General features: G+C 47.8%; 22 protein-coding genes. 4 read left to right on the top strand and 18 right to left on the bottom strand.

Annotation, left to right across the window (positions count from 1 at the left end):
* Positions 1-66 precede the first annotated feature (66 nt).
* Entirely contained in the window at positions 67-1,308 is a 1,242-nt protein-coding gene (locus ACE3MZ_RS06330; RefSeq protein WP_411345616.1) for an anhydro-N-acetylmuramic acid kinase, read from the bottom strand.
* A 272-nt stretch (positions 1,309-1,580) separates the two neighbouring features.
* Positions 1,581-2,975: an L-cystine transporter gene (locus ACE3MZ_RS06325; RefSeq protein ID WP_411345615.1), complete on the bottom strand. Its 1,395-nt coding sequence runs from the start codon at positions 2,973-2,975 to the stop codon at positions 1,581-1,583.
* A gap of 531 nt (positions 2,976-3,506) precedes the next feature.
* Between ACE3MZ_RS06325 and ACE3MZ_RS06320 the strand changes: the two genes are divergently transcribed.
* Complete coding sequence (locus ACE3MZ_RS06320) at positions 3,507-5,204, top strand: methyl-accepting chemotaxis protein (RefSeq protein ID WP_411345614.1); 1,698 nt, start codon at positions 3,507-3,509, stop codon at positions 5,202-5,204.
* 148 nt (positions 5,205-5,352) lie between these two features.
* Here ACE3MZ_RS06320 and ACE3MZ_RS06315 read toward each other — a convergent pair whose 3' ends face one another.
* From ACE3MZ_RS06315 to ACE3MZ_RS06295, 5 genes are all read right to left on the bottom strand, one after another.
* Complete coding sequence (locus tag ACE3MZ_RS06315) at positions 5,353-7,041, bottom strand: cobyric acid synthase (RefSeq protein ID WP_411345613.1); 1,689 nt, start codon at positions 7,039-7,041, stop codon at positions 5,353-5,355.
* 231 nt (positions 7,042-7,272) lie between these two features.
* Positions 7,273-8,226, bottom strand: coding sequence for an ABC transporter ATP-binding protein (locus ACE3MZ_RS06310; protein ID WP_411345612.1), 954 nt, complete (start codon positions 8,224-8,226; stop codon positions 7,273-7,275).
* A 225-nt stretch (positions 8,227-8,451) separates the two neighbouring features.
* Positions 8,452-9,492 carry a FecCD family ABC transporter permease gene (locus tag ACE3MZ_RS06305; RefSeq protein ID WP_411345611.1) on the bottom strand — a complete coding sequence of 347 codons (1,041 nt, stop codon included), beginning with the start codon at positions 9,490-9,492 and terminating at the stop codon, positions 8,452-8,454.
* Positions 9,489-10,508, bottom strand: coding sequence for an ABC transporter substrate-binding protein (locus ACE3MZ_RS06300; RefSeq protein ID WP_411345610.1), 1,020 nt, complete (start codon positions 10,506-10,508; stop codon positions 9,489-9,491). Before ACE3MZ_RS06300 ends, ACE3MZ_RS06305 begins: the two co-directional genes overlap by 4 nt.
* A gap of 273 nt (positions 10,509-10,781) precedes the next feature.
* Complete coding sequence (locus tag ACE3MZ_RS06295) at positions 10,782-10,964, bottom strand: hypothetical protein (RefSeq protein ID WP_411345609.1); 183 nt, start codon at positions 10,962-10,964, stop codon at positions 10,782-10,784.
* A 316-nt stretch (positions 10,965-11,280) separates the two neighbouring features.
* Between ACE3MZ_RS06295 and ACE3MZ_RS06290 the strand changes: the two genes are divergently transcribed.
* A complete protein-coding gene (locus ACE3MZ_RS06290) occupies positions 11,281-12,282 on the top strand; it encodes a lipoate--protein ligase (RefSeq protein WP_411345608.1) in 1,002 nt (333 codons plus the stop codon).
* Between the two features lie 99 nt (positions 12,283-12,381).
* Positions 12,382-13,191: a Cof-type HAD-IIB family hydrolase gene (locus ACE3MZ_RS06285; RefSeq protein WP_411345607.1), complete on the top strand. Its 810-nt coding sequence runs from the start codon at positions 12,382-12,384 to the stop codon at positions 13,189-13,191.
* Positions 13,192-13,522: 331 nt separating this feature from the next.
* Here ACE3MZ_RS06285 and ACE3MZ_RS06280 read toward each other — a convergent pair whose 3' ends face one another.
* The 11 genes from ACE3MZ_RS06280 to cysT all read right to left on the bottom strand — a co-directional run bounded on the left by ACE3MZ_RS06280 (position 13,523) and on the right by cysT (position 24,820).
* Positions 13,523-14,440, bottom strand: a complete 918-nt coding sequence (locus tag ACE3MZ_RS06280) for a response regulator (protein ID WP_411345606.1) — start codon at positions 14,438-14,440, stop codon at positions 13,523-13,525.
* A gap of 1 nt (position 14,441) precedes the next feature.
* Entirely contained in the window at positions 14,442-15,833 is a 1,392-nt protein-coding gene (locus ACE3MZ_RS06275) for an ATP-binding protein (RefSeq protein WP_411345605.1), read from the bottom strand.
* 98 nt (positions 15,834-15,931) lie between these two features.
* Positions 15,932-16,597, bottom strand: a complete 666-nt coding sequence (locus ACE3MZ_RS06270; RefSeq protein WP_411345604.1) for an amino acid ABC transporter permease — start codon at positions 16,595-16,597, stop codon at positions 15,932-15,934.
* 95 nt (positions 16,598-16,692) lie between these two features.
* A complete protein-coding gene (locus ACE3MZ_RS06265; RefSeq protein ID WP_411345603.1) occupies positions 16,693-17,346 on the bottom strand; it encodes an amino acid ABC transporter permease in 654 nt (217 codons plus the stop codon).
* Between the two features lie 116 nt (positions 17,347-17,462).
* Positions 17,463-18,308, bottom strand: a complete 846-nt coding sequence (locus ACE3MZ_RS06260) for a glutamate ABC transporter substrate-binding protein (RefSeq protein WP_411345602.1) — start codon at positions 18,306-18,308, stop codon at positions 17,463-17,465.
* A 481-nt stretch (positions 18,309-18,789) separates the two neighbouring features.
* Entirely contained in the window at positions 18,790-19,518 is a 729-nt protein-coding gene (locus ACE3MZ_RS06255; RefSeq protein WP_411345601.1) for an amino acid ABC transporter ATP-binding protein, read from the bottom strand.
* 315 nt (positions 19,519-19,833) lie between these two features.
* A complete protein-coding gene (locus ACE3MZ_RS06250; RefSeq protein ID WP_411345600.1) occupies positions 19,834-20,649 on the bottom strand; it encodes an MBL fold metallo-hydrolase in 816 nt (271 codons plus the stop codon).
* 387 nt (positions 20,650-21,036) lie between these two features.
* Entirely contained in the window at positions 21,037-22,119 is a 1,083-nt protein-coding gene (locus tag ACE3MZ_RS06245) for a sulfate ABC transporter substrate-binding protein (protein WP_411345599.1), read from the bottom strand.
* Positions 22,120-22,141: 22 nt separating this feature from the next.
* On the bottom strand, positions 22,142-23,206 hold the full coding sequence (locus tag ACE3MZ_RS06240; protein ID WP_411345598.1) for a sulfate/molybdate ABC transporter ATP-binding protein: 1,065 nt from the start codon (positions 23,204-23,206) through the stop codon (positions 22,142-22,144).
* Between the two features lies 1 nt (position 23,207).
* Complete coding sequence (locus ACE3MZ_RS06235; RefSeq protein WP_411345597.1) at positions 23,208-24,005, bottom strand: sulfate ABC transporter permease subunit; 798 nt, start codon at positions 24,003-24,005, stop codon at positions 23,208-23,210.
* Positions 24,002-24,820 carry a sulfate ABC transporter permease subunit CysT gene (gene cysT / locus ACE3MZ_RS06230; RefSeq protein ID WP_411345596.1) on the bottom strand — a complete coding sequence of 273 codons (819 nt, stop codon included), beginning with the start codon at positions 24,818-24,820 and terminating at the stop codon, positions 24,002-24,004. Before cysT ends, ACE3MZ_RS06235 begins: the two co-directional genes overlap by 4 nt.
* 404 nt (positions 24,821-25,224) lie before the next feature.
* Between cysT and ACE3MZ_RS06225 the strand changes: the two genes are divergently transcribed.
* On the top strand, positions 25,225-25,626 hold the full coding sequence (locus ACE3MZ_RS06225) for a secondary thiamine-phosphate synthase enzyme YjbQ (RefSeq protein WP_411345595.1): 402 nt from the start codon (positions 25,225-25,227) through the stop codon (positions 25,624-25,626).
* The last annotated feature ends 121 nt before the right edge of the window (positions 25,627-25,747 follow it).

The raw sequence follows: 25,747 nt of genomic DNA, 5'->3' as shown, positions 1-25,747 counted from the left end.
TACGAACCGCGAAAATGGTGAAAATTTGCTGAAAACCTGTTTAACTTTATCACAGGAATGTAGTCTCTACAACCCCATCATGCCAAGAATCGTATGATGCGATGCTCCGGTTACAGCGGGCAAATTAGCCGTTCTACCCATCAATGCCTCATGCCCCAGCAGTGCAAAAGCCATCGCTTCGCGCGCTTCATCCGGCACACCCAGATCGGCGGTACGCCCTAGTGTTATGCCTGTCGGCAAGCGCTGCTCCAGCATTCGCATCAAGGTCAGATTGAACGAGCCACCGCCACACGTCAGCAGGGTGTGTATGTCATGCTGCGGAATAATCCAACGTTCTACCGCCTGTGCAATCGTAGCCGCAGTCAATGCAGTTGCCGTCGCCAATATATCGGGAAAAGAGAGCGATTGCTGCCTTCCTTGCTCCCAAAACTGATGCGCAAAGGCAGTGCCGTACACTTCGCGCCCCGTGCTTTTCGGTGGCTTACGGTCATAATACGGATCATCTATATATAAAGACAACAGTGCCTCATTTACCTGTCCAGAACTTGCAATTTCTCCCTGTGGATCGTAGTGTAGCCTTCCATTCGTGTCCAATCGTACCAGCTCATCCATAATCATATTGCCCGGTCCAGTATCGAATGCCCAGATATCCTGTCGTCGCCCTCCAGCAGGCAGAACGGTAGCATTACCGATGCCGCCGATATTTTGAATGATTCGCCCTTCCTGCTCACTGCCAAACAGCAATCCATCCACATAAGGCGTTAACGGCGCCCCTTCCCCACCTGCCGCCATATCCGCTGCGCGAAAATTACCGACAACTGGAATGCCCGTACGCTCCTGCACAATTGCCAATTCACCAATCTGCAATGTCGCACGCACAGCAAATGATGATCCTTCCGGTCCGGGAAAAGGCTGCGGCTCTGGTGCATGCCATACCGTTTGCCCATGCATAGCAATGAGATCCACATCATCACTGGTTAGCTGCTGTTCTACCAGCAATTGCTGCACTGCATACGCATGCCATTCGCTAATTCCAACATGTGCCTGAACTAGCCGATCAATACGCGCCGTTTGTGGTGAGCATAATGCTTGCAGCCAATCGCGCAGCTCTGGTGGATAGGGAATAAAATGAAAGCCACATAGCTCTGCCGACGGTACTCCATGCTCATGCTCCGTAATGCGCACAAGCGCGGTATCCAGCCCATCCAGCGATGTGCCGGACATTTGCCCGATCACCAGATGCTCATGCTGATTACGATACTGCTCACAAAAATCCGTATGATGACGGGATGATGCAGAATTGCGCATACACAGCCTCCTCCGTTTCCACTGATGCTGATCGTATATGGCGTCAAATACTAGATTTGGTATGGATTCTATAAGTATGATTCTAACGGTATAACGAGCGACGCCTCTTTACGTATACCTATGATATATTTCCGTTATTCCTGCAATATCATATGATTACTCGGAAATAGTATAGATGAACACAATCAAAAAAGCATGCAAATTCCGAAAAAAGATTCGGTTCTGCATGCTTTCTCTGATGCTACAAGTGTATTGCCCTTGTTGCTGATTGCTTACGCTTCTACTGTATCCAGACCGCGATCTGGTTCATCGTACTTCTCACGGTCATGCTCTTTGAGCACACGACTGCTAACGACACCCGCTGTCATCGAGCCGCTCACATTAAGCGCTGTACGCCCCATATCGATCAATGGCTCTATCGAGATCAGCAGACCAGCGAGTGCAACCGGCATATTCATCGTCGACAATACGATCAATGCGGCAAACGTAGCTCCACCGCCAACACCCGCTACACCGAGCGAGCTGATCGTCACAACGGCGATCAGGGTCAAAATAAACTGCCAGTCCAGCGGATTGATGCCTACAGTCGGCGCAATCATAATCGCCAGCATGGATGGATAGATACCAGCACAGCCATTTTGCCCAATCGTTGCGCCAAAACTTGCTGACAGATTGGCAATACCTTCCGATACGCCCAGCTTATGCGTTTGTGTTTCCACATTCAGCGGAATCGTTGCCGCGCTGGAACGTGATGTAAAGGCAAAGGTGAGCGTTGGGATGATCTTTTTCACATATTGGAACGGGTTGAGTCCACTAAATGCCAGAATCACCAGATGAATGATGAACATGGCGATGAGCGCTACATACGAAGCGATGACGAATTTGAACAGATTCATAATATCCTGTCCGCTCGTAGTGGCGACCATTTTGGCGATAAGTGCCAGAATGCCGTAAGGCGTCAGGCGCAAAATAATCGTGACGAGTCGCATCACCACACCATAGATGGATTCCATCAGATTGCGGAATACTTCACCTTGCTCAGGATGTTTACGCATAAATCCAAGCGCTGCCACGCCGACAAATGCGGAGAAAATCACCACAGCGAGCGTGGATGATGGACGTGCGCCTGTCATATCTTCAAACGGATTCGTCGGAATAAATTCAAGCAACTGTGCAGGTAACGACTTGTCCTCTACTTCGCCCAATCGTTCTTCCAGCACAGTACCACGCTGCTGCTCAGTTTCACCGACTGGCATTCCTTCTGCCGTCAAGCCGAAGCCTAGCGCGGCAGCGATGCCGACCGCCGAAGCTACCGCTGTCGTGAGCAGCAATACGAGCAGAATCGATGTACTGATTTTGCCGAGATTCTGACCACCACTTAGCTTCAGGATTGCCATAATAATCGATACCATAATAAGCGGAATCACGACCATTTGCAGCAACCCGACATAACCGTTACCGATCAGACTATACCATTCCATTGAATCCGAGACGATCTTCGAATCTGCCGGATATATCCATTGAATCAATGCCCCTAGCACAATACCGAGCAGCAGCCCTGTAAATACGCGCTTCGTAAACGAAACATGCTTACGCTGCATCCAGAATAGCACGCCGATCAATACAACGAGCAGAAGCACATTCAAAATAACCAATCCTACGTTCATTCGTTAATTCTCCCCTTTTCTTCTACATTTTGTGTATAAACAACGAATGCATGAACCATTGTATCATAATGCCCAGTAAACAAGTAGTGTTAATACTATGATATATTTTTCGATTTTTTTGCCAAATTTTTATTATTTTTGCGGTTTTTTTTATTTTTTTGACATTTTACATGTAAAAAGAACTATTCAAACGACGGTCAATTGATATAAAATAAGAAATTATTTGTGTCTTTTTACTTAGTACCTTTAGCATATAAATAGCCTGGTCTTGTGTTCATACTGATACTAACAGATTATGAATTGACGAAAGCTGGAAGGGAGACGATGCGCTCATTGGGTGCTGGATGCTCATTACTACATACATCAAAACTTTACAACCTGCTCCATGTAGACGAGTACCGTTCTAATATTGGAATGATTCGTGTTAGCTAATGTTACGCCGAGAGAAATTGCACTGGAAATAAGAATGGATAGACGCAATTTTTGACATCTTAGACTGTACATGCGTCAAGTAGAGGAAGGGGAATTCATATGTTTCGTTTTATCAATCAATCGATCAGCCGCAAAATCATGGTGACGTTTGCCCTGCTGATTATCGCGGTTTGTCTGGTCATGAGTATCTTTTTCTATATGATGACTAGAGGGATTGTTGACAAAAACGTGGTGCCTCAGTTCCGTCAGGTACTGAATATCGCGATGGATGGTATTTTAAAAGATCTCGACAATACACAGGTCATGCAGGCAGCTCAAGGTAACAGCGGCGAAATCATGAAGCTGGAATCTTATCTGGGCGATCAATTGACTACGTATGAGCTGGATAATCTATATGTATTGCGTGTAGAAAAAGATAAAGCAGTCGTTGCCGCTCTTGCCAGCAAATCGAAGAACTTCAAAGAAGGGCAAGAAGTGGAATTGAATGAAAACATCAATACCGCGATGGACAAAGATAAGCTGCTAACTGATCTGTACAGCACAGACACCGGTTCGCATGTTACGTACTATTATCATATTCCGGGAAGCTCGGTGCTTGTTGCCGCCAGTATGGACGCAAGCTTTGTCGATGGAATTACCGCCAACCTGATCTGGACAACACTCGTCGTTGCGCTTTTGGCAGCGATTGTCTGCATGATCGTAGCGTACCGATTCAGCCGTAAAATTACGTTGCCACTGGCGCGTCTCGTTCGTCATACCCGTCTCGTTGCCGAAGGTAATTTGCAGCAGGATATCAAAATGACAGGCAGCGATGAGATCGCCCAGCTAGCACGCGGTTTCCGTCTGATGACCGAAAATCTGCGCACGATGGTTAATCAAGTGCTCGATAGCTCGGAAAAAGTATCGCTCGGTACCGAAGCTCTGACAACGCGTATTAACAAAATGCAGGGCATGGTCGATCAATCGGTAACGTCCATCAATACGATTAAGGATGGCAGTACAACGATTGCTACCTCCTCTACCGAAAATGCACGCGCGATGGAAGAAATCACCAATGGTATTCAGCATATTGCAACTTCGACATCCGACATTTCCGAGCAACTGGGTGAAGCATCCGATCACGCCGTAGCTGGTAATGGTATGGCGCAAAATGCAGTCGATCAAATGAATTCGGTCGAGCTAGTCGTATCCGATACTCGTCAATCTGTACAAATGCTCATTAATCGCTCCGAAGCAATCAGTCAGATTTTGCTATCGATTGGCGAGATTACGAAACAGATTCAAATGCTGTCGCTGAACGCTTCCATCGAAGCGGCACGCGCAGGGGAGCATGGACGCGGCTTTGCCGTTGTTGCTGCTGAGGTTCGTAATCTGGCAGACCAATCGCGCGGTGCTGCTCAGCAGATCGAATCCGCGTTGCAATCGATTCGCGAAGAATCACTCAAATCGACCGAGTCGATGAATCGTGTCAGCGAAGAGGTGCAATCCGGTACACGTCTTGTGCAGCAAGCAGGTCAATCCTTTGATCAGTTGGTGGAGCTGGTGCAACAGGTCAATATGACTGTCCAATCCGCATCCGCAGCTACGCAAGAAATCTCCGCCGGTTCTGAACAGGTGAGCGCATCGGTAGATGAAACCGCCGAGATTACGCAAAAAGCACTTGATAACATCAAGGGCATCGCCAAAAACACCCAGCGCCAATCATCCGAAATGCTCGCTTATGCTGCGGTAATGGAAGAGCTAAATGAGCAAGCCCTCTCGTTGCAAGCTGCGGTTAGCAAGTTTAAACTGAAGTAATGCTGATGCTGATGCTGATGCTGATGCTGATGCTGATGCTGATGCTGATGCTGATGCTGATGCTGATGCTGATCAATTATAAATATGTAAAAGCAGAAGTCCATCTAGCGACTTCTGCTTTTTTGTATTATGACGACGTACTCATGCTTTACTGTTCATCCCGTTCAATAGAAGCTCGGACAATCTCGTAAATCTGCTCCATATCCAAGTGTTCGCGAACCAGCTCTGTCATATGATCAAATGCTTGCTGACGATACGGTTCTGTTTGTACCGTTACAGGATACGGTTCCAGCCCCTTCTGCTGCCGCAAAATATTCAGCCAGTGACGACGGAACAGATCATTGTCAAAGATTCCATGCAAATACGTCCCCCATACCGAGCCATCTGGTGATATACAGCCATCAAAGCCTGCATTTTGCCAATCCGTTTCGACTTTGCTGTCCTCTACTTTCCTTGTCTCTGGTGTGCTTGTTATGGTGCTTGCAGTATCTGACTCTTTGATTTCTTCATCGTTGACCACTTCTGCGACATGATGGAGCGTAAATAGCGGCTGATGATGCTCCGTCTCCGCACATATCGTTTCTCCCATATGAATCTCGTAGCCAGTCACAGGAATCAGCGCAGGCGTTGTTTCCTCAGAAGAAATCGGCTCCAACATACGCAGTGCCTCACTCCGCAAATGACCTTCCACTACAACCGTTTTCTTTTCCGCAGCAAATACCGTCGTCACCGGCAACCAGTTTAACCCCGGCTCCGTGCGAATATGCGGCGAATCGTATCCACCCGGATCAGTCAGTGTATAACCGAGCATCTGATACCCACCGCAAATGCCGATCAATGGTACAGGTTTATAATCGCGTAATTGCTGCAAAGCTACATCCAGACCGCGTTCGCGCATATATTGCAGATCAGACAACGTATCCTTACTCCCCGGTAAAATGACAACATCCGGTACACCAAGCTGTCCAGCATGCTCGACATAGCGAACCGACACATCCGGCTCCGCTTCCAGCATGTCAAAATCGGTAAAATTAGAGATGCGCGAATAGCGAATAATAGCGATATCCAATTCTTTTGCCGGATCATGGTGATACCGCCGCGTTTCCAGTGCAAGGGAATCTTCCGCATCCAACTGTAAGTCAGTATCATGCGGCAGTACGCCCAGCACAGGAATGCCTGTATATTGTTCCAGCCAGTCGATGCCCGGTTGTAGCAATGCCGGATCACCGCGAAATTTGTTAATAATCAACCCTTTGACTCGCTCTCGTTCGTGTGGTTCCAGCAACTGTAAGGTGCCGACGAGTGAAGCGAATACACCACCGCGATCAATATCCGCAATCAATAGCACGGGCGCATCTGCCCAGCCTGCGAGATTCATATTGACGATATCACGGCTTTTCAAATTGATCTCTGCCGGGCTGCCTGCACCTTCGATCACAACGATATCCTGCTGTGCTCGCAATCGGTTAAGTGCATCCATCACAAGCTGCTGTGCCTGTGGTAAAAAGTCTTCCCGGTATGTCCAAGCACTCATCTGTGCATACGGTTTGCCATGCACAACGATCTGAGAGTGCATATCGCCAGTCGGCTTGATCAGAATCGGATTCATATCTGTGGTCGCTGCCAGACCGCATGCTTCTGCCTGTACCCCTTGCGCGCGTCCAATCTCTTTGCCATCCAACGTAACGTAGGAGTTGTTTGCCATATTTTGCGACTTGAACGGCGCGGTGCGCCAGCCGTCCTGACTGAACAATCGGCATAATGCGGTAGCGATCATGCTTTTGCCGACATCCGAGGCGGTGCCCTGTAACATAATGACAGCTGCTTGTTTATCCATTGGATCACTCCTTTGTGTAGCTGTTGCTACTTGGCGTATAGGATGGCTTACTGCATAGCCATTTGAAAATAAAAGACAGTATGCCGCGTAGATTCGCTGCGCATACTGTTTGCGATTATGGCATTGTGTGATTGTAGATTGTATATTTACCCTGACACCAACCAATATTATCGTTCATCTACGTAAAGGCATCATGCAAAAGTCGTTCATCGTGCATAGGATTCTACCACTCTATTCCGCCGCTTTGCGAGCTTGCATTCCTTTTCCGCGTTTTAAGAGAAGCTGTGGCACATCAATCTCATCATGATGCACGATAGCAGGCTGAATATGAAATAGCTGACGAATGACATCTTCCTGCATCAATTGCTGTGGCGTACCGTTCATAAGTACCTGCCCGTTATCCAGTGCGAGCAAACGATCACAATATCGTGCTGCCAGATTCAGATCGTGCAGCACAGCAACGACCGTAATACCGGTTTCTTTGCGCCATTGATCCAGCCATTCCATAAAATGCACCTGGTATGCAATATCCAGATACGTCGTCGGTTCATCCAACAGCAGCAATTGAGGCTGCTGCGCCATTACTTTGGCAAAAGCTACCCGCTGCCGCTGCCCACCACTCAATTGATCCAGCGGCTTGTCCGCCAACGATAGCAAATCAAGTCGCTCCATGATGGTATGCAGCAATTCATCTACATCTGGGTCTTCGTCACGACCGAGCCAGTTCTGATACGGGTATCGCCCCATCGCTACTACTTCACGCACCGGATCATGCAGCGGAGCCAATCCATCCTGACGCAGCACCGCCATGAATCGGGCAATATCGCGCCGGCGGTAGCTCGACAACGCCTGACCCTGTAACGATACTTGACCGGTGTGAACATGCTCCGTCCCAGCGATCAGCTGCATCAATGTCGTTTTGCCACTACCATTCGGTCCGATCACACCCCAACATTCACCGGATAGTATCGACCAATCGATACTATGTAGTACCTCTCGGTTGCCGTAACGCTTGCTGACCTGCTCAAGTTGAACGACGGGTGTAGCTATGGAAGGTGATGTTGTATCTCCAGTATTCGCATCGGCATTTGTAAATGAAGCATGTGATGCTGTAGATGATGATATGCCATTGATTCCGTCATCATGCTGCCACATAGCCCATCGTGCATGCTCGATATTCTGCATCCGCTCACCTCCTCGCTCCTGCGCGTGTTCCGTGTTCCGTGTTCCGTGTTCCGTGTTCCGTGTTCCGTGTTCCGTGTTCCGTGTTCCGTGTTCCGTGTTCCGTAGCAATTTTGATAGGGATTGCCCGACTTGGCAACTACATATCTCAATATCATTTACAATCACTGAAAGATATCCTTTTATCAAGAACTCTATCTCTCAGCTTCGCTTCGTCTCATCTACACTTCAGATCATATTACGCTGCTTTTTGTTCCGATGCAGCAAATAAGCAAAAAACGGCGCACCTACAAACGCGGTCACCACGCCGAGCGGAATCTCGGTTGGTGCTAGCACTGTACGCGCAACCGTATCCGCCCACATCAGGAAAATCCCCCCGCCCAGTGCGGACATCGGAATGAGCAGGCGGTAATCCGAGCCAAACAGCAAACGAATCATATGCGGCACAACCAGCCCCACAAACGCAATCACACCGGATACCGACACAGCCGCCGCCGTCACCAGTGTGGCAACGATCAGCACGATCAGCTTTGTCCGATCTACGGCAAGCCCGAGATGCGCTGCTTCCTTTTCACCAAGTGCCAGTATATTCATGGCTCGGCTCTGACTCCATAGAAAAAGGATGCCGATCAGCACATAAGGCAGCATAACTGTCACATACGACCAGCCACGCAAACTGAGACTGCCCATCGTCCAGAATATAATCTCGTTGACACTGCCTTCCGACATCGACGCCAGAAACGATACAATTGCTCCAAGAAACGACTGCATTACTACGCCCGCCAAAATAAGACTGGCTGTCGGAATCCGTCCTTCTTCTCTTGCCAGCGCCAGCACCGCATACAACGTCACCGCTCCGGTCACAAAAGCAACAAGCGGCAGTGTCCCACTACCAAACAGCGCATACTGATATCCGGTAAAAATTAATACTGCCGCGCCGACTGATGAGCCAGACGATACGCCCAGTGTAAACGGATCGGCAAGCGGATTGCGCAGCACACCTTGAAAGGCAGCGCCCGCCACCCCAAGTGCCGCGCCCACAAGCAATGCCAACAGCACGCGTGGCAGCCGAATTTTCAACATGATCTGCTGAGCTGCCTCATTCCAGTCCGGCGTAATCCAATGATGCAGCCACGGTACATGATAGAGCAGAATGCGTGTAATCTGACCTGCCGGAATATGCACAGAACCGATACCAGCAGTCAGAATAACGCTAAGCACAAGCAGGACTACAAACAGCAGTAGCGGCAACCCTGCTTGACGACTCATTGTTTGACCAGATCAGGGTAGAGCGCATGAGCAATCTCTACGAGTCCGTCCGTTACACGCGGACCGGGGCGGCTGACCAGATCGTCGTCCAGCCCGAATACCTGATCAGTTTTGATGGCTTTGATTTTGTCCCAACCGCTGCGTGCGCGGATGATCTGATCCAGACTTTGATTCGTTTTGGAATCGACCGATTCTTTGGAATACAGAATGACATCTGGATCGGCAGCGACGATATGTTCCTCATTGATCTCGTACCAGCCTTCATTGTCGCCAGCGATATTGATGCCGCCTGCCAATGTGATTAGCTCGTCCATGAATTCGCCTTTGCCTACGGTCCAGCCTGGGGAGAACTCAATATATACGTTTTTCTTGTCGGCAGCTTTCACTGAAGAGACAGCATTCTTCACCATTTGTACCTGCTCCTGCATATGGTCAGTTACCTGCTTCGCCTGTGCCTGATGATTCGTAATTTGACCGTACAGTTGAATATTGCTGATCACATCGTCAACCGTTTTGGGCGTTGTTTTGAAAATAGTAATACCCGAGGCGCGCAGCTTCTTCACCAATTCCTCACTGGAGGAGATGCCGGTAAATACGATATCCGGGTTCAGCGCTACAATCGCTTCCACATCTGGCTCGCTAATGCCACCGATTTTGGCTTTGGTGCTCACCTGCTGCGGGTAATCGTCATACTCCGATACACCGACAATTTGCTGATCCAGACCGATCGCGAACAGTGCTTCCGTTTCCGCTGGGGAAATGGAAACAATGCGTTGCGGTGCTTCTTTGAATGTAAATGATTGACCGGTTGCATCCTTGATCGTCAGCGGATAAGTCGTCTGCTCACCGCTTGTCGTTGCAGATGAGTCTGTAGTCTGCTGCTGAGTTGTACTGTCCGTCGCTGGCTGACTGGAAGGCGCTTCCTGTGTCGGAGCGCAGGCTGCCAGCAGCAAAGCCAGCGCCATCGTCATCATGACAGAGGACAACCAGCGTTTGTTGTAACGTGTTGGGTTCATTGTGGATTCTCCTTTAATCTATTCAAGTTCTGTATTGGTTACGTTCTGTATTGGACAACCAATCCCTCTGATTATAGGGCAAATCCGCTACTGTCACAATGCAAATGCTGCTCTACATACACATACAAAAAGCTCTATCCCATTGATTGCTGGGACAGAGCTATTATCATGCCATTTCATTATTTGTATTGGGCGATCGATCTGTTATTGATCTGTCCAGCGTCCTCAACATATACCATTCCAAGTATGAACCTATTCCCTATGCAATAACAATCAGCCTAGTCGATTCTCCTGATCTTTCATCCGGTTTTGTTGATCCAACTGACGACCTTGATGTGATGCGCTTTGCTCCGGATCGGGAGCATGATTTTTGCCTTCGACGAACCTTTTCATATCCTGATTGTGACTGTCCTTGTCCTGTTTACTTTTTAGCAATTGTTTGGCTTGATCATTCATCGTGAATGTGCCTCCTTATTGCAAGCGTTATCATTATATTACCCCTGCACCTTTTGCATAAACGTATATTCTGGATTTTGCTGGAATTACGATATAAGATACAGGTTGAACAATACTTTCATTTTGCAACATTCAATTGGTTTTACTGCTCGTTTCGTTTACAATAAGTAGGCAGGCAGTATGCCCTGTATGCTTCCGTTTGACATACCATGGAGAAGAACGCACTTCCCTTTTCTCCTATACCGATAGATGATGACAACAGGCAGCAGCCAGGCGGAACTGACCGGTAAGGTAAATGACACTGGAGGAACGTCCCATGCTCTTTATTGATAACCAGGGTATTAACGACCCGACCATCAATCTGGCGATTGAAGAATTTGTGCTCAAGCATCTGCCGATGGATGACAGCTATCTGCTGTTTTATATTAACGAACCATCCATCATTATCGGCAAGCATCAGAATACGATCGAAGAGATCAACAGTGAATATGTAAAAGCGAATCATATTCATGTCGTACGTCGTCTATCCGGCGGCGGTGCGGTGTATCATGATCACGGCAATCTGAATTTTAGCTTCCTGACCAAAGACGACGGTCAATCGTTCCACAATTTCCGCAAATTTACGCAGCCTGTCGTTGAAGCGCTACAACAGCTTGGCGTCGATGCTGAATTGTCTGGGCGCAACGATCTGCAAATCGGTGAGCGTAAAATTTCCGGTAATGCACAGTTTTCCACTCGTGGTCGTATGTTCAGTCATGGCACCCTGATGGTGGACTCGGAGCTGGACAATGTACAATCCGCGCTCAAGGTAAACCCGGAGAAGTTCAAATCCAAGAGTACCAAGTCGGTACGCAGTCGCGTTGCTAACATTTCTGAATTTCTCAAAGAACCGCTCAGCATGGAGCAATTCCGTGCCGAGATTCTGCGCCATATCTTTGGAGTGGAGCCTTCTGACGTACCGCAATATGTACTGACTGAAGAAGACTGGAACAAAATCCACGAAATCTCCGCCGAGCGTTATCGCAACTGGGATTGGAACTATGGTCAGTCTCCAGCATCCAATATCAAGCATGCGCGCAAATTCCCGGTCGGCATCATCGATATCCGCATGGATCTCAAAGATGGGCTGATCGAAGAAATCAAAATCTACGGCGATTTCTTCGGCATCGGCGATGTAGCAGATATCGAAGACCGTCTGCGTGGCAAGCGCTATGAGGAGATCAGCGTACGCGAAGCAATGAGTGGCGTGGACATCAAGCATTATTTTGGCAATATCGAGCTGGATGACTTTGTCGGGCTGGTACTGCTGGAAGATTGATGATGACGCGATGAATTAAATACTAGGATGCAATACTATAGGTAGAGAGATCATCGGCACCCTTTGCAGGGCTGACCGAATACAGAGGAGAGAAACCATATGTATAAACTGATTGCAATCGATATCGACGATACTCTGATCAATGACGACAAAGAAGTAACTCCCGCAACCCAGCAAGCGCTGGAGCAGGCTGTAGCCAAAGGCACCGTAGTCACACTAGCAACCGGTCGCGCGTATGCATCCGCACAAGCAATCGCCCGTCAAACTGGTCTGAATGTACCGATCATTACGTATCAAGGCGCACTGGTCAAAAACTTGCTGGATGAACACGTATTGTACGAGCGTTATGTACCGGTCGAAGCCGCACGTAAGCTGTATGACTACTGCATCCAGCACAATCTGCATCTGCAAACGTATATCGATGATAAGCTGTATGCGCGTGAGCTGAATCAGCATCTGATCGACTACACAACGCTCAACCGTACACAGTACTATGTCGAGCCGGATTTTGCCAAGCTGATGGAATTGCCAACTCCAAAAATGCTGATCATCGACGATCCAGCATTTCTGGATGAGCTGCAACCGATTTTGCGCGAGCTGCTCGGTGACGGCGTGCATATTACCAAATCCAAACCGGAATTTCTGGAAATTATGCACAAGGAAGGCACCAAAGGCGCAGCGCTTACGTTCCTCGCCGACCACTTCGGTTGCGATCTAAAAGAAACGATTGCAATTGGCGATTCGTGGAACGACCATGAAATGCTGGAAGCTGCCGGTCTTGGCGTAGCGATGGGCAATGCGATCCAACCACTCAAAGACATCGCAGACTATATCACAGCCAGCAACAACGAAGAAGGCATTACACAGGTCATTGAGAAATTCATCCTAAATGCAGAAGCACAGGTATAATTCTCGCTTGATGTTTGCAGTATACCGTTCACATCTGAAGCTTCAAAAGGAACGAATGCAATGACCAAAAAGCACCTTGCCAGAGAGTATAGGATCATCCGTATCTGTCATCGATACCCGATAATCCTATACTCACCGCAAGGTGCTTCTTTATTTTGTGTTGCAACTACTCTACCGGTCTGTTGCAATGGTTCATGGGCGTTCTTCATAAATTCGGTTGTTATGAACGGTCTGTTGGATCGATCTAGTGCAGCCGCTCCAGATAGCGATATATAGGCGCAAACTTCAGCCCAGATTGAACAAAAGAGTACATATCACTTTATTTTACACACTATACAGTCTGCATCTGATCCAGTGCTTCCAAATACAATACCTGCAAAAACTTTTTGATGCTGACTTTGCTTTTGCCATCATCACGTTCTTCGTCGATCTCCTTCATCTTGGCACGAATGTCCTCAAAGTCAAAGTACAACGGCGCATAATGTTCAAACTTGGGATTGCCATAATCGGTCAGTCCGATGGAAGCAAGATGCGTGAGCGCTGTCGTAACGGTACGACGAATACGCTGCTCAATCGCCTTTGCTTCTTTGTCCACTTCCCGCGATGTTGTTTTGTATGCTGCCGCTACACCTTCATACAATTGCTTGAGCGGCGGAAATGGTCCAGCCTGCCCACGATGCAGCAGCATTTCCATAATCGCAGTAATATCGTTGCAGCCCGCTTCACCGACAATACCGAGATTCATATAGATCGGTCGAATTACTTCGTTCACACTACGTGGCTTGACTGGAACCGCACTCTGACGATCAGCGGACAGCAGATTGAGAGTATCAAGTTTGGACAGCGACGATTTCAACTCATGCAAATACTGACGAATCTCCGAATGCTCGCTCACCCGCGATAGCACCGATTCCACTTCAATCCGATTAATCGGCTTACGAATGAAAAATTCAATACCCGACTGGTACGCTTCACCGACCATCTCTTGATTCTCGATCTGCGAAATCATCACATATTTGCCGCCAAAGCCTTGTCGCTTGAGCTGCACAATCGTTTCTAGTCCATCCTGATCCGGCATCAGCCAGTCGATCAGCACTACATCCGGCTGCGTCTCCAAAATAATACGCATCCCTTCCTCACCACCGCGTGCCGTACCCGTCACTTCACCGAGCTGACTGTCCAAAATAATATTTTCGAGCATCGCGCGTGTTGCCGGATCATCGTCCACAATACAAAACGTCAAACCCATACTACTCCCCCTTTTTCAATGCTTCTGTCGGCAGCTTAACTACGAATACCGTATTCCAATGATCCTGCTGCTCGCCAGATTGTAGCGCAATACTGCCACCTAATGAGATTACGATATCGTGCACATGTGATAGCCCGATGCCAGTCGCAGCACTACCGCCCTCACCAAATTTGGTCGTAAAGCCTGGCTCGAAGATCGTTTCCCGAATCTTCTCTGGAATTCCCTTGCCTGAATCGGACACATGAAATACTGTCCACTTGCCTTCCTGCTCCATTCGCAATTCAATCGCACCAGAATGATCCAGTGCCTCAATCGCATTTGCCAGCAGATTGTTCAGCAATGTCAGCAGTGGAATATAGTCGGCTGTCATAAAATCCTGTTCCAGATGTGCGCTAATGACAATTTGCTTTTGCATCATGGATGCGTATTTGCGATTGCCACGAATGGCATAATCCAGAATCTCCGACATTGCCAGTAGCGTCTGTGCATCCTGATCGAATAGCTTGAGCAGCCCCGCCGCAACGCGCTGCGAGTCCTTTTTCACCTCATGTATTTCCTGGGTAATAGCGAGCTGACGTTGACTGAAATCTTTCAATTCCGCCTTTTTCAGATCAGTATAGAGCCGGTAGCTGCTGCTCGTCACACGCTCAATCGTATCCATCGATTTTCGCAAATAAAACACTTCGCCATACAGCCCGGAATTCACCGATAACATCTGCTCCATCCGCTTGTTCTGCTCTAATGACAAAGCTCTAATCTGGCTGACTGCAATACTGCTGTACAACCCGGTTACAAAGAAGCCCCTCAGCCCTGCCACCAGCGCAATATACCCCCAAGTTGCCGGATTGAAAATATCCGATCCATTCAGCAGCCAGCGCAAAATCATCTCTACCGTATTGGAGCTAAAATCAATACATGTTGCTACCACACCAAGCAGCAGCAGATTCATACGCTCCAGCTGATTCTGAATCAGATACATCCCCGCCGAAAAGGTCAAATAATACAATCCGCCTGACGTATGAACACGCAGACTATCCAGCCAGCCCGGTGCAATCGGCAAAAACAGATGATCCAACAAGATCCGAAATACAATGACCGTTACCGCCGTATAGATGCCGGTACGAATATAAGGCAATCGGTTCATCAGTAGCAAAAACAACAAAAACGCGCTACCACCTAGCCCGATCCGAAACAGATCGCCCGGCACCGGATTGATTTTGAATTCACCAGCCGCCGCCGTTCCGAGCGCCACAACAAGCATCTGGATTTTCTCATTTCTGAAAAGAGCAGGCATTCGCCCCTCAGCCCCTTTACGACGAAAACGGGATTGACGTTCCCCGGTATGCGGCAATATAGTCTCTGCCGATTTTTGAAATTGTTTATATGTTACCATAAAAATTCCCTCTCATGCTGTTTTCATCGTAAAAACACCTGTCTGTTTATATACCAAAAGCCGGTCTCCTTCCGGAAACCGGCTGCGTATTGTGCAATTTAGGCTGTTTTCGTCTCCAACCGTTTGGAGATGATCGACAATGTATAATTTACAACAAAGTAGATCATGGCGACAAGCAGCAAAATTGGGATCGAATAGTTTGGGCTTTGACCAATAATGATCTGCGCATTGTGCATCAGCTCTGCCAGTGCCACGATAACCGCGAGCGATGTATCTTTGAGCAAGGAAATGAACTGACTTACTAGCGGTGGCACCATCCGGCGTAATCCTTGCGGCAATACGATATGCCACAACGTTTGCACCGAACCGAGACCTGACGAACGTGCTGCCTCGATCTGACCTTTTGGAATCGACTTCAGACCAGCACGTACGACTTCGGAGATCATCGCCGCTTCAAATAACGTCAAAGCGATAATTGCACCTGCCGGAATCGAAAACTTAAACTGCAAACCGAAGATCGGAATCTGCGGTACAGCAAACTGCACGAAAAAGATAATCAGCAGCAGCGGCAGATTGCGCAGTACTTCGACGATGACTGCCAGCACCTGTGATAGCACTGGAATTTTCATATACCGAATCACGCCGATCACACAGCCGATCACAAAGCTTAGTATAATCGCCCAGAAAGCGACGTATAATGTCATCTTCAACCCGTCCATCAAAAAGCGCAGGTTATCAGATGAATATGCACCTGCAAAATCCATAGTATCCCTCCTTCATTCCAGCATACTTCCCGATATACCGTTGCATTCCCACCTCTACGTTTCCGTACTTATACAGGTTGAAACTCGGGGAAGATTTACGAGCTTTTCGCCAGTTTGCGCTCCAGTATGTAGGAACCGTAACTCATCGGCAACGTCAAAATCAGATAAAACATACCAGCAAAAATATACGCACTTACCGTCGCATAGGAATCGCCATTCACTTTATCAGCAAAGTACATCAGATCCAGTCCAGCTACCACAGTCAGCACGGACGAGTTTTTGATCAAATTGATAAACTGGTTACTCAGCGGTGGAATGACCAGCTTGATCGCTTGTGGCAAAATGACATGAATCATCGATTGTACATATCCCATGCCTGACGAACGTGCTGCCTCCATCTGCCCTTTCGGTACGGATTGAATCCCCGCACGAATCGCTTCTGCGATAAATGCAGCCGTATAAACGGACAAGCCGACCGTTCCAGCCTGAAATCCATCCAGCCGCATGCCAAACGTAGGCAACGCATACCAGAAGAAGAAGACGATAATCAACAGCGGAATATTACGTACAAACTCAACATACGCTGTTCCGATCCACTGCAATGGCTTGATACCCGTAATGCGGAATATCGCCAAAATGGTTCCGAGTACAAAGCTCGCGATCAGTGCAATCACACTCGCCTTGATCGTATTCAGAAAACCCTCCATATAATAGGGAAAATAATCCGTCAGGATCGAGAAATCGATCATCCTTTATCCCTCCTTTGAAGTAAAAAGGATGGGCGTGGCAGCCCACCCTTTCTGTATTGATCATTGTTCAAATCGTGTATTTCAGGTTCAATATACTACCGCTTCCAAACGCTGTATTATTTGCTCGTCGGCTCTTTACCGATCCATTTTTTGTAGGTTTCGTCGTAAGAACCGTCTGCTTTCATATCAGTCAGACCTTTGTTGATCGCTTCCACCAGAGCTATTTGCCCTTTTTTCACAGCGATACCGTATGGCTCATCTGTAAATGGCTCGCCCACGACTTCGTAGTTCGGATCTTGTGCAGCCATACCGTACAGAATCGCATCATCTGTTGTCAGTGCATCGCCCTGACCGGCTTTCAATGCGTTAAACGCATCTTGATAGTTATCGTATTCCAGTACTTTCACGCCCGGTACTTTTGCTTCGATATTTTTGATGGACGTTGCGCCTTTGGCTGCCAGAATTGTAGTGTCCGCTGTTACATCCTGAATCCCTGTAATCGGGCTACCTTTTTTCACGAGCAGCGATTGACCCGCTTGGAAGTAGACATCAGAGAAATCGACTTCTTTTTTACGCTCGTCGGTAATCGTCATCGTCGCGATAACCATATCCACATCGCCGTTGTTCAGCATCGGAATACGTGTTTTGGACGTTACTTCTTTCAGCTCAACTTTGCTTTCGTCACCGAGGATGCTTTTCGCCAGTGCGTGTGCCATATCGACATCAAAGCCTTGTACATCACCGGATGCTGGGTCTTTCAGACCGAACAGCTTGGTGTCATATTTCACGCCGACGACTAGCTTGTCGCGTTGTTTGATTTGATCAAGCTGGGAACTAGCGCTGTCAGCACTACCGCTCGCTCCGTTGCTAGCAGATGGTGCGGTCGTTGTGCTACATGCGCCGAGTACAGTAACGAGGGAGATCATGCAGATTAACAGAAAAGAGAATCTTTTTTTGTTCATGGGATTGGTCTCCTTAATGGGTTGGATTTGGATTTGGATTTGTTTGGTGCGTTTTCGGAAATGGGGTGTTCTGGCAGGGTCCGCTTTGGAAAAGGATTGTCGTTTCGCTCTCCGTTACGATCAGCTATCTGGAATGACTGCCTTCAGCAGTCGATAGCCGATCGTAAATGAGACCGCTTCGCTGCTCTACGACAATTCCTTTTCCGCCGCTCCGTGCTGCTAAGTCCACCCTTCCGAAAAGCACATGGCTGGGAAGGTAGCAGTTGGAAGGGCTTTATGTAACTGCCACTTTCATTGTTGATTGGTGGAGCGTTGTTTTGGATTGTTCTGTTTGCTTCATTATGGTTTTACGATGGTTGGATGTATGGTTAGGCTGAGAGTTACAGATTTTGAATATGGATCTGTAACATTCTCTTACGATATACCTGTATCCATTATATTCATTGCCATAGTAAAATTGACTGTTTACGTGATTGGAATATTAATGGTTTAACAGGCGGCTTAGGAACAATTGGGCGCGTTCTTCGGCTGGGGCGGAGAAGAATTGTTCTGGTGGTGCTTCTTCGATAATTTTGCCCTGATCCATAAATACGACACGATCGGCGACTTCGCGGGCGAAGCCCATTTCGTGGGTGACAACGACCATCGTCATGCCTTCGCGAGCGAGATTTTTCATAACGTCCAGCACTTCGCCGACCATTTCGGGGTCAAGGGCAGAGGTTGGTTCGTCGAATAGCATAATTTGTGGTTTCATTGCCAGTCCGCGAGCAATGGCAACACGTTGCTGTTGACCGCCAGACAGTTGGGAAGGATAGGATTGTGCCTTATCAGCGATGCCGACTTTTTCCAGGTAATGCATGGCGGTATCGTGGGCTTCGGATTTGGATACGCCAAGTGCCTTGATTGGAGCTAGAGTGATGTTATCAATCACTTTTTTATGCGGATAGAGATTGAAGTGCTGGAACACCATACCGATATTACGACGCAACTTGTTCAGATCGGTTTTGCGTTCGTCGACGCGAACACCATTAACCGTCAATTGTCCGCTGCTCGTTTCTTCCAAGCGGTTAATACAACGTAGCATCGTACTTTTACCAGAACCGGATGGACCCAGTACAACAACAACCTCACCTGATTCGACATGGAGATTAATACCAGTCAATACTTGAAAGTCACCATAGAATTTGTTAACTTCATGGAAGGTAATCATCCTTTTCCTCCTTTCATATGTATCAAACAACCATTTTTAAGCAATCGTTGTTAGAAATAATGACATTTTCTATAATAGTAAAAGCCGACTACGTAAAACTACATAATCCTACTGCATCTCTGTACAAATTCCGCGATTACTATAAATAATGATCAGGATAATGCAAATAAACCGGTATCCAACGATACCGGTTTACACATTCATCTTATAGATTCAATTAGGAAGGAGCGTAAAAAACGACGTTTTTCTTGGTTTTACGCTGTTTTTCGCAGTTATGATAATGATTAATTTGAATAGCCAGTTTACGCTGATCTCTTATTCGTCAGACAATAACGCCGAATAATTACCCAGATCAACCGTCATACCTGTACGTGCTGTACTCGTACCGACAGGCAACTCTAGCTTCTGACGCACATCTACTCCGTGTGACATATGTGTAAAGATTGTCTGAATAGGAGCGACTTCATCAATTAATTCCGCTGCTTCTTTCATATCATAGACCGAACGCGATTCGTACACAGCTTCTTCATGCACAAAGCTTGTTCCAAGCACCAGCAGATCCAGACGGTCCAGTGGACGCTTCTGTTCCTCGGTCATGCCGATGGCATCTGGACAATACACCCAGCTAAAATCTTGCTTCTCCAAACGATATGCGTAAGAATATCCATTGTGCCCGTGATGAACTTTCCACGGTTGGATATTCCAGCCGCTCAGTACCATACCTTCATCATTAGCGACAAGCTCCAGATGATTGACAATCCACGGATACTGGCGCTGAATAAGATCTAGCACTTCCTGCGGGGCAAATACGCGCCCTTCGATCTTTTGCCAGCGGCAGACATCCGCCCATTCCGGCAAACCCGCGATATGGTCAAAATGCGCATGTGTAATTACAATATTGGCAATATCCGCGCGCCGATTAATCATTTCCATCTGCAAACGCCAGTCGGGTCCGCAATCGATCAGGAAGTCTCCTTCCATACTTTCGATCAATACAGAGGAACGTAATCTGCGGTTACTGCCGCCACTCCTCGCTTCTTCACATACTTCGCAATCGCAGTACACTCTGGGAACTCCCATCGCATCTCCGGTGCCCAAAAAAGTCAGTCGGTCCACTATGCGTCCGTTCATTCAGTATTCTCTCCTTGCGCCTGATGGTGCCGTAATTGCGAACAGGAAAATTCAGGCTGTTTATATGAGTATAGTTATTTATATCCATGTGATGATACGTTAAAGTATACCATTTTCCTGTCACTTTCGATATCCAATCAAACGAAGTTCCCATAATAAATAAACAATTTGAACCATTGTTTTTTTGAACAATCTAATAAAATAAGGGAAAAGCGACAAAATGTGCTTTTCCCCTCATTATCAGGTATACGTCATTATCGGGCGGAATGTGAATCAGCTTAGTAGCATATTCATCAGTTAATACCTTTTCGACTGTATACCTGATCGTATATTGTGTATCAAAGATGTTTCTGCTTGTGATTGTTTTCGGCCTGAATAACTATCTTATTATATGCCTGCCAGTACCTGATACCAGATGCCGCGTTTGGAATATAGTGTGCTGCGCACCTCATCCCAGCCGCCCAAATAGTTAATATCGAACAACCCAGATGGAATAGGGTACTCGGCAGCATGTGTTTTGAACACATTCTCATCGACCGGACGAAAACCATGCTTGGCAAAGATCTCCTGTGCTTCTGGCGTGTACAGATAATCTAGAAAAGCTTCAGCTACTTTGCGTGTGCCATGCTTATCTACATACGAATCAACAACCGCTGCTGGATTCTCGATCTGAATCGTATCGTCGGGAATTACCAGATCGTATTGCGCGCCTTTTGCCATTCGTGCCAGCAATTCATTCTCGTATGTGACGATCACGTCGCCAACACCATATTCAAATGCCGCCATCGATGCACGACCGCTTTTGTCCAATGATTCGATATTCTGATGCACCGCTGCCAAAAAGGCTTTGGCGGCAGCTGGATCTTTTTTGCCTTCGGTACGTTCCGATTGCTTAAGCCCTGCACCGTAAATGGCATTAATATCCCACTGCGCCCCACCCGACGTTTTCGGATTTGGATACAACACTTTTACACCCGGTCGGGTCAAATCTTGAAAGCTATGAATGCCGAGCGGATTTCCTTTGCGCGTACCGAGTACAACAACCGAGCGTGTGATCATACCATGATACGGCTCATCCTGCCAGCTATCCTTGACCAGACCAGCTTTGACCAGCTTGTCGATATCACCTTCCAGTGACAGGATTGCTACATCCGCTTCAAATCCACCAGCGATGGCACGTGCCTGTGTACCCGACGCTTCATAGGATTCTTGAAAATTCACATTCTGCCCGGTTTTCTCTTTCCAGTACGTCTGAAACTTGGGCAAAATCTCGCCGACCGCATCCTTGGCGACACTATACGCACCGATCACCAGCGTCACATCCCCATCTGACGATGACGATGCGGAAGCTTGTTGCTGATTATCATCACTATTACCGCAGGCGGATAGCAGTACACTGAGCAATAGAATTGCTGCCAGCAGTCCGCTGATGTGAGCACGCCGGCTTTTGCCTGCTCCTGTTGATTGCATGCCGGATTCCTCCTCTGGCTTCCTAGATAAACATGGATACATTGTCTGTTTTGAGTGAATTTTCCGCGATCCAACTCTCCTGATCGTTAAACAAATATGCACGGTGGATGAGCACATGCACATCTTGTCCTACTTCCAGCGTTTCCTTTTCCAAGGAGCGATAGGTGATCAAACGATTCGAACCGACCTCCACCTCTACCATCCACTGACTACCACGGAAGTGCATATGACGAACAACACCTTGCTCGGTCGCCGATAGCAGACGGAATTCGCTTGCCGAACCAACTTCGATGTATTCGGGACGAATCAGTGCACGTGCTACATTGTGATTGACCTGATGATCAAAGCCCTTGAGCTGCGTAATATCATCCACCGTCGTTGACTCCCCGACAAAGGAAGCGACAAACGGAGTCGATGGCTGTTTGTAAATATCCCACGGAGTGCCCTTCTGCTCAACACGTCCGCCATTGATAATCATAATCTCGTCTGCCACTTCAATCGCTTCATCCTGATCATGCGTAACGAAGATTGACGTAATGCCAACGCGCTCAATCAGTTCACGCAGCCATGTACGCAGCTCTTGCCGAATTTTGGCATCAATCGCGGCAAACGGCTCATCCAGCAGCAACAGCTGTGGCTCCGGTGCTAGCGCGCGTGCAAAGGCGACACGCTGCCGTTGCCCGCCAGATAGCTGATGCGGATACCGATGCTCAAAGCCAGACAACCCTGTCAGCTCTACCAGTTCCTGCACCCGCGCACGAATCGCAGGCTTCTTCAGCTTTTTCACTTTTAATCCAAAAGCGATATTGTCAAATACCGTCATATGCTTGAACAATGCATAGTTTTGAAATACAAAGCCGATTTCGCGCTCTTGCGGTGGCAGATTATTCACCTGCTTGCCGTGGAATATAATCTCCCCGCTGTCCGGTGATTCCAATCCTGCCAGAATGCGCAGAATCGATGTTTTACCGCCACCACTCGGACCGAGCAATCCGATCAGATGACCTTTTTCGATGGAGAAGCTAACATCCTTTACCGCATGAAATTTGCCAAAATGCTTATCCAAATGCCGGACCTCGATATGCATGTCAGTGCACTTCCTTTCGTTTCTTCGCGCGTTCCATTAGTAGCAGCAGGGCGATGGAGAATACCGCCAGCACCAGTGCCACGCCGTTGGCAGCAGTCACGTTAAAGTTTTCCATATCCTGATACACTAGCGTTGTCGCCGTTTGTGTCTTGTTAATGATATTGCCTGATACGACCAGCACCGCGCCGAATTCCCCCAACGAGCGCGCTACCGTCAATATCGTCCCATAGATGACCGCCCAGCGAATCGACGGCCACGTCACCTGCCAGAACGTTTTCCAGCTATACGCGCCTAGTGTAGATGCCGCCTGCTCCTGATCGGTGCCAATTTCCTGCAATACGGGCATCACCTCACGCACCATTAGTGGAAACGTAACAAACAGCGTCGCGATAACCATACCCGGAAAAGCATACACAATCTTAAAGCCGATCTGTTCAAAAAAAGCACCCACGACCGTATCCGGTCCCAGCAGCAGTACGATCATCAGACCACCGATGACTGGCGACACCGCGTATGGTAGATCGACAATGCTATTAAATAATTGTCGTAGCCGCAAACTCAGCCAGTTGGCTCGCACGAGATAAATACCCATCATAATGCCGAATAATCCGTTCAGCAGCGTCACAACCAGCACAATCAACCCGGTCATCTTGAGCGCATGTAACGCCTCTGGACGGCTCAGAGCGTCAATGAATCCACCTGCTCCTTCGCTGAATGCGCCAGTTGCCAGCACGATCAGCGGAATCAGAATCAGAATGCTAAAGACAAGCCAGGTGAGCGTAATCCACAATCGTCTCATTTGGCGACCCTCCTTGTCTGCACCAGATTAATCAGCCACAGAATAAGGAAGGATAGCGTTAACAGCATAATTGATACCGCCGCTGCGCCTGCTTCGTTATCGCTCTCCACTTCACTAAAAATGTATACGGACGCCGTTAGCGTACGTCCAGGGATATTACCAGCTACTAGCACAACCGCTCCAAATTCGGCAAGCGCTCTGGAAAATGCCAGCATGCCACCACTCAAAATTCCCGGCAGCATCGCTGGTAAAATGACATTGAAAAACGTACGCGCTTTGGACGCACCTAGCGTATACGATGCTTCCTCTGCCGACGTATCCAGCTCCTCCAGTAGCGGCTGAATCGCCCGAATCACAAATGGAAAGGTAACAAACACCATTGCCACGATAATCGCAGGTTGATGAAATACCAGATCCAACCCGAGCGATGATGCCGCCTGACCGACTAGACTACGCGGACCAAGCAGAACGAGAATCATCAGACCGCCTACCGCTGTTGGCAATGCAAATGGCAGATCGACCATACTGTTCAGCAGCGATTTACCGGGAAAATCATATCGAACCAGCACCCATGCTGCCATCGTGCCGATTACCGCATTGATCGCCGTCGATATGAGCGCCAATTTCAGCGTCAGTAGCACTGCTTTCCATGCAATTGGATCACTGATATTTTCCAAAAAAGCCGCCCAGCCGTCAGATAAGGAATTAACATATACACCTGCAATCGGCAGCACGATCAAGATCAAAAAGTAAAGTAGAACGGTTGAACGAAAGCCCCAGGTCCATCCTTTGTGTCGAATAATTGTGTTATTCACGCTATGACTCCTTTGCCTGTTCCCTTATTCCTATTTGTATACTTGGATTTAAATCTTAGCCATACTTTAGCAAAATGGACACATTAGCGTCAACAATTGCTATACTTTTTGTCAAAATGATTAATAGTCTTGTGAGCAGGACGGAATTTTGACACTTTTATGACTGAAAAGACCGTTATACTGCCCTTTTTACGCGTTTTGACAAGCATTGCAGATAAGCTCTGGGATTATGTTTGATCACAGTTCAATGACTGCTTCTTTGTGTTAAAATGGCATACTTTACTCTAAAATCGGGTAATATACAGACAGAAATTGTGTTTTATGTACCTGTTTATCATCATTTATGTACATGTAGCGCCAGTGTAATCACCACACTGAAAAAAAGTAGCGAAAGAGGGATAGTCATGCTAGAAACGATGCAACTTTCCACTGGAAAACGCGACGAAATGAGAGATATTACACGCGAGGTCGCAGCAGTAGTTGGCCGTAGCGGTGTACAAGAAGGAACCGTTCTAATCTATTGCCCGCATACGACCGCAGGCATCGCCATTAACGAAAATGCCGATCCTGACGTCAAGCACGATGTGTTGATGCGTCTGGACGAAGTGTATCCGTGGGAGCATCCGAAGTATCGCCATATGGAAGGCAATACCGCCTCTCATCTCAAATCGATCACTACCGGACCATCGCAAACTGTTATCATTCAAGACGGCAAACTGCTGCTCGGTCGCTGGCAAGGCATCTATTTCTGCGAATTCGACGGCCCACGTCAGCGTCAATATTTGATTAAAATCATGGCAGGTTAACTGCTGCACATGATAGTCTACCAATGTACCAAAAGGCGGCTTCCTGATGATTCTCTATCAGGTAAGCCGCCTTTGATTATGTTCCCATGTATGATCGCCCAAGGGCAGATGCTTCCCCTGT

This window comes from Paenibacillus sp. WLX1005, assembly GCF_046603685.1.
In the GTDB taxonomy this organism is placed as follows: Bacteria; Bacillota; Bacilli; order Paenibacillales; family Paenibacillaceae; genus Saccharibacillus.
The sequence above is the reverse complement of the archived record's forward strand: the minus strand, read 5'-3'. Positions and strand labels throughout refer to the sequence as shown.

What these genes read in the sequence shown, in the direction of transcription:
- ACE3MZ_RS06330 (WP_411345616.1), bottom strand. Translation starts at nt 1,308, where the DNA reads ATGCGCAATTCTGCATCATCCCGTCATCATACGGATTTTTGTGAGCAG.
- ACE3MZ_RS06325 (WP_411345615.1), bottom strand. Translation starts at nt 2,975, where the DNA reads ATGAACGTAGGATTGGTTATTTTGAATGTGCTTCTGCTCGTTGTATTG.
- ACE3MZ_RS06320 (WP_411345614.1), top strand. Translation starts at nt 3,507, where the DNA reads ATGTTTCGTTTTATCAATCAATCGATCAGCCGCAAAATCATGGTGACG.
- ACE3MZ_RS06315 (WP_411345613.1), bottom strand. Translation starts at nt 7,041, where the DNA reads ATGGATAAACAAGCAGCTGTCATTATGTTACAGGGCACCGCCTCGGAT.
- ACE3MZ_RS06310 (WP_411345612.1), bottom strand. Translation starts at nt 8,226, where the DNA reads ATGCAGAATATCGAGCATGCACGATGGGCTATGTGGCAGCATGATGAC.
- ACE3MZ_RS06305 (WP_411345611.1), bottom strand. Translation starts at nt 9,492, where the DNA reads ATGAGTCGTCAAGCAGGGTTGCCGCTACTGCTGTTTGTAGTCCTGCTT.
- ACE3MZ_RS06300 (WP_411345610.1), bottom strand. Translation starts at nt 10,508, where the DNA reads ATGAACCCAACACGTTACAACAAACGCTGGTTGTCCTCTGTCATGATG.
- ACE3MZ_RS06295 (WP_411345609.1), bottom strand. Translation starts at nt 10,964, where the DNA reads ATGAATGATCAAGCCAAACAATTGCTAAAAAGTAAACAGGACAAGGAC.
- ACE3MZ_RS06290 (WP_411345608.1), top strand. Translation starts at nt 11,281, where the DNA reads ATGCTCTTTATTGATAACCAGGGTATTAACGACCCGACCATCAATCTG.
- ACE3MZ_RS06285 (WP_411345607.1), top strand. Translation starts at nt 12,382, where the DNA reads ATGTATAAACTGATTGCAATCGATATCGACGATACTCTGATCAATGAC.
- ACE3MZ_RS06280 (WP_411345606.1), bottom strand. Translation starts at nt 14,440, where the DNA reads ATGGGTTTGACGTTTTGTATTGTGGACGATGATCCGGCAACACGCGCG.
- ACE3MZ_RS06275 (WP_411345605.1), bottom strand. Translation starts at nt 15,833, where the DNA reads ATGGTAACATATAAACAATTTCAAAAATCGGCAGAGACTATATTGCCG.
- ACE3MZ_RS06270 (WP_411345604.1), bottom strand. Translation starts at nt 16,597, where the DNA reads ATGGATTTTGCAGGTGCATATTCATCTGATAACCTGCGCTTTTTGATG.
- ACE3MZ_RS06265 (WP_411345603.1), bottom strand. Translation starts at nt 17,346, where the DNA reads ATGATCGATTTCTCGATCCTGACGGATTATTTTCCCTATTATATGGAG.
- ACE3MZ_RS06260 (WP_411345602.1), bottom strand. Translation starts at nt 18,308, where the DNA reads ATGAACAAAAAAAGATTCTCTTTTCTGTTAATCTGCATGATCTCCCTC.
- ACE3MZ_RS06255 (WP_411345601.1), bottom strand. Translation starts at nt 19,518, where the DNA reads ATGATTACCTTCCATGAAGTTAACAAATTCTATGGTGACTTTCAAGTA.
- ACE3MZ_RS06250 (WP_411345600.1), bottom strand. Translation starts at nt 20,649, where the DNA reads ATGAACGGACGCATAGTGGACCGACTGACTTTTTTGGGCACCGGAGAT.
- ACE3MZ_RS06245 (WP_411345599.1), bottom strand. Translation starts at nt 22,119, where the DNA reads ATGCAATCAACAGGAGCAGGCAAAAGCCGGCGTGCTCACATCAGCGGA.
- ACE3MZ_RS06240 (WP_411345598.1), bottom strand. Translation starts at nt 23,206, where the DNA reads ATGCATATCGAGGTCCGGCATTTGGATAAGCATTTTGGCAAATTTCAT.
- ACE3MZ_RS06235 (WP_411345597.1), bottom strand. Translation starts at nt 24,005, where the DNA reads ATGAGACGATTGTGGATTACGCTCACCTGGCTTGTCTTTAGCATTCTG.
- ACE3MZ_RS06225 (WP_411345595.1), top strand. Translation starts at nt 25,225, where the DNA reads ATGCTAGAAACGATGCAACTTTCCACTGGAAAACGCGACGAAATGAGA.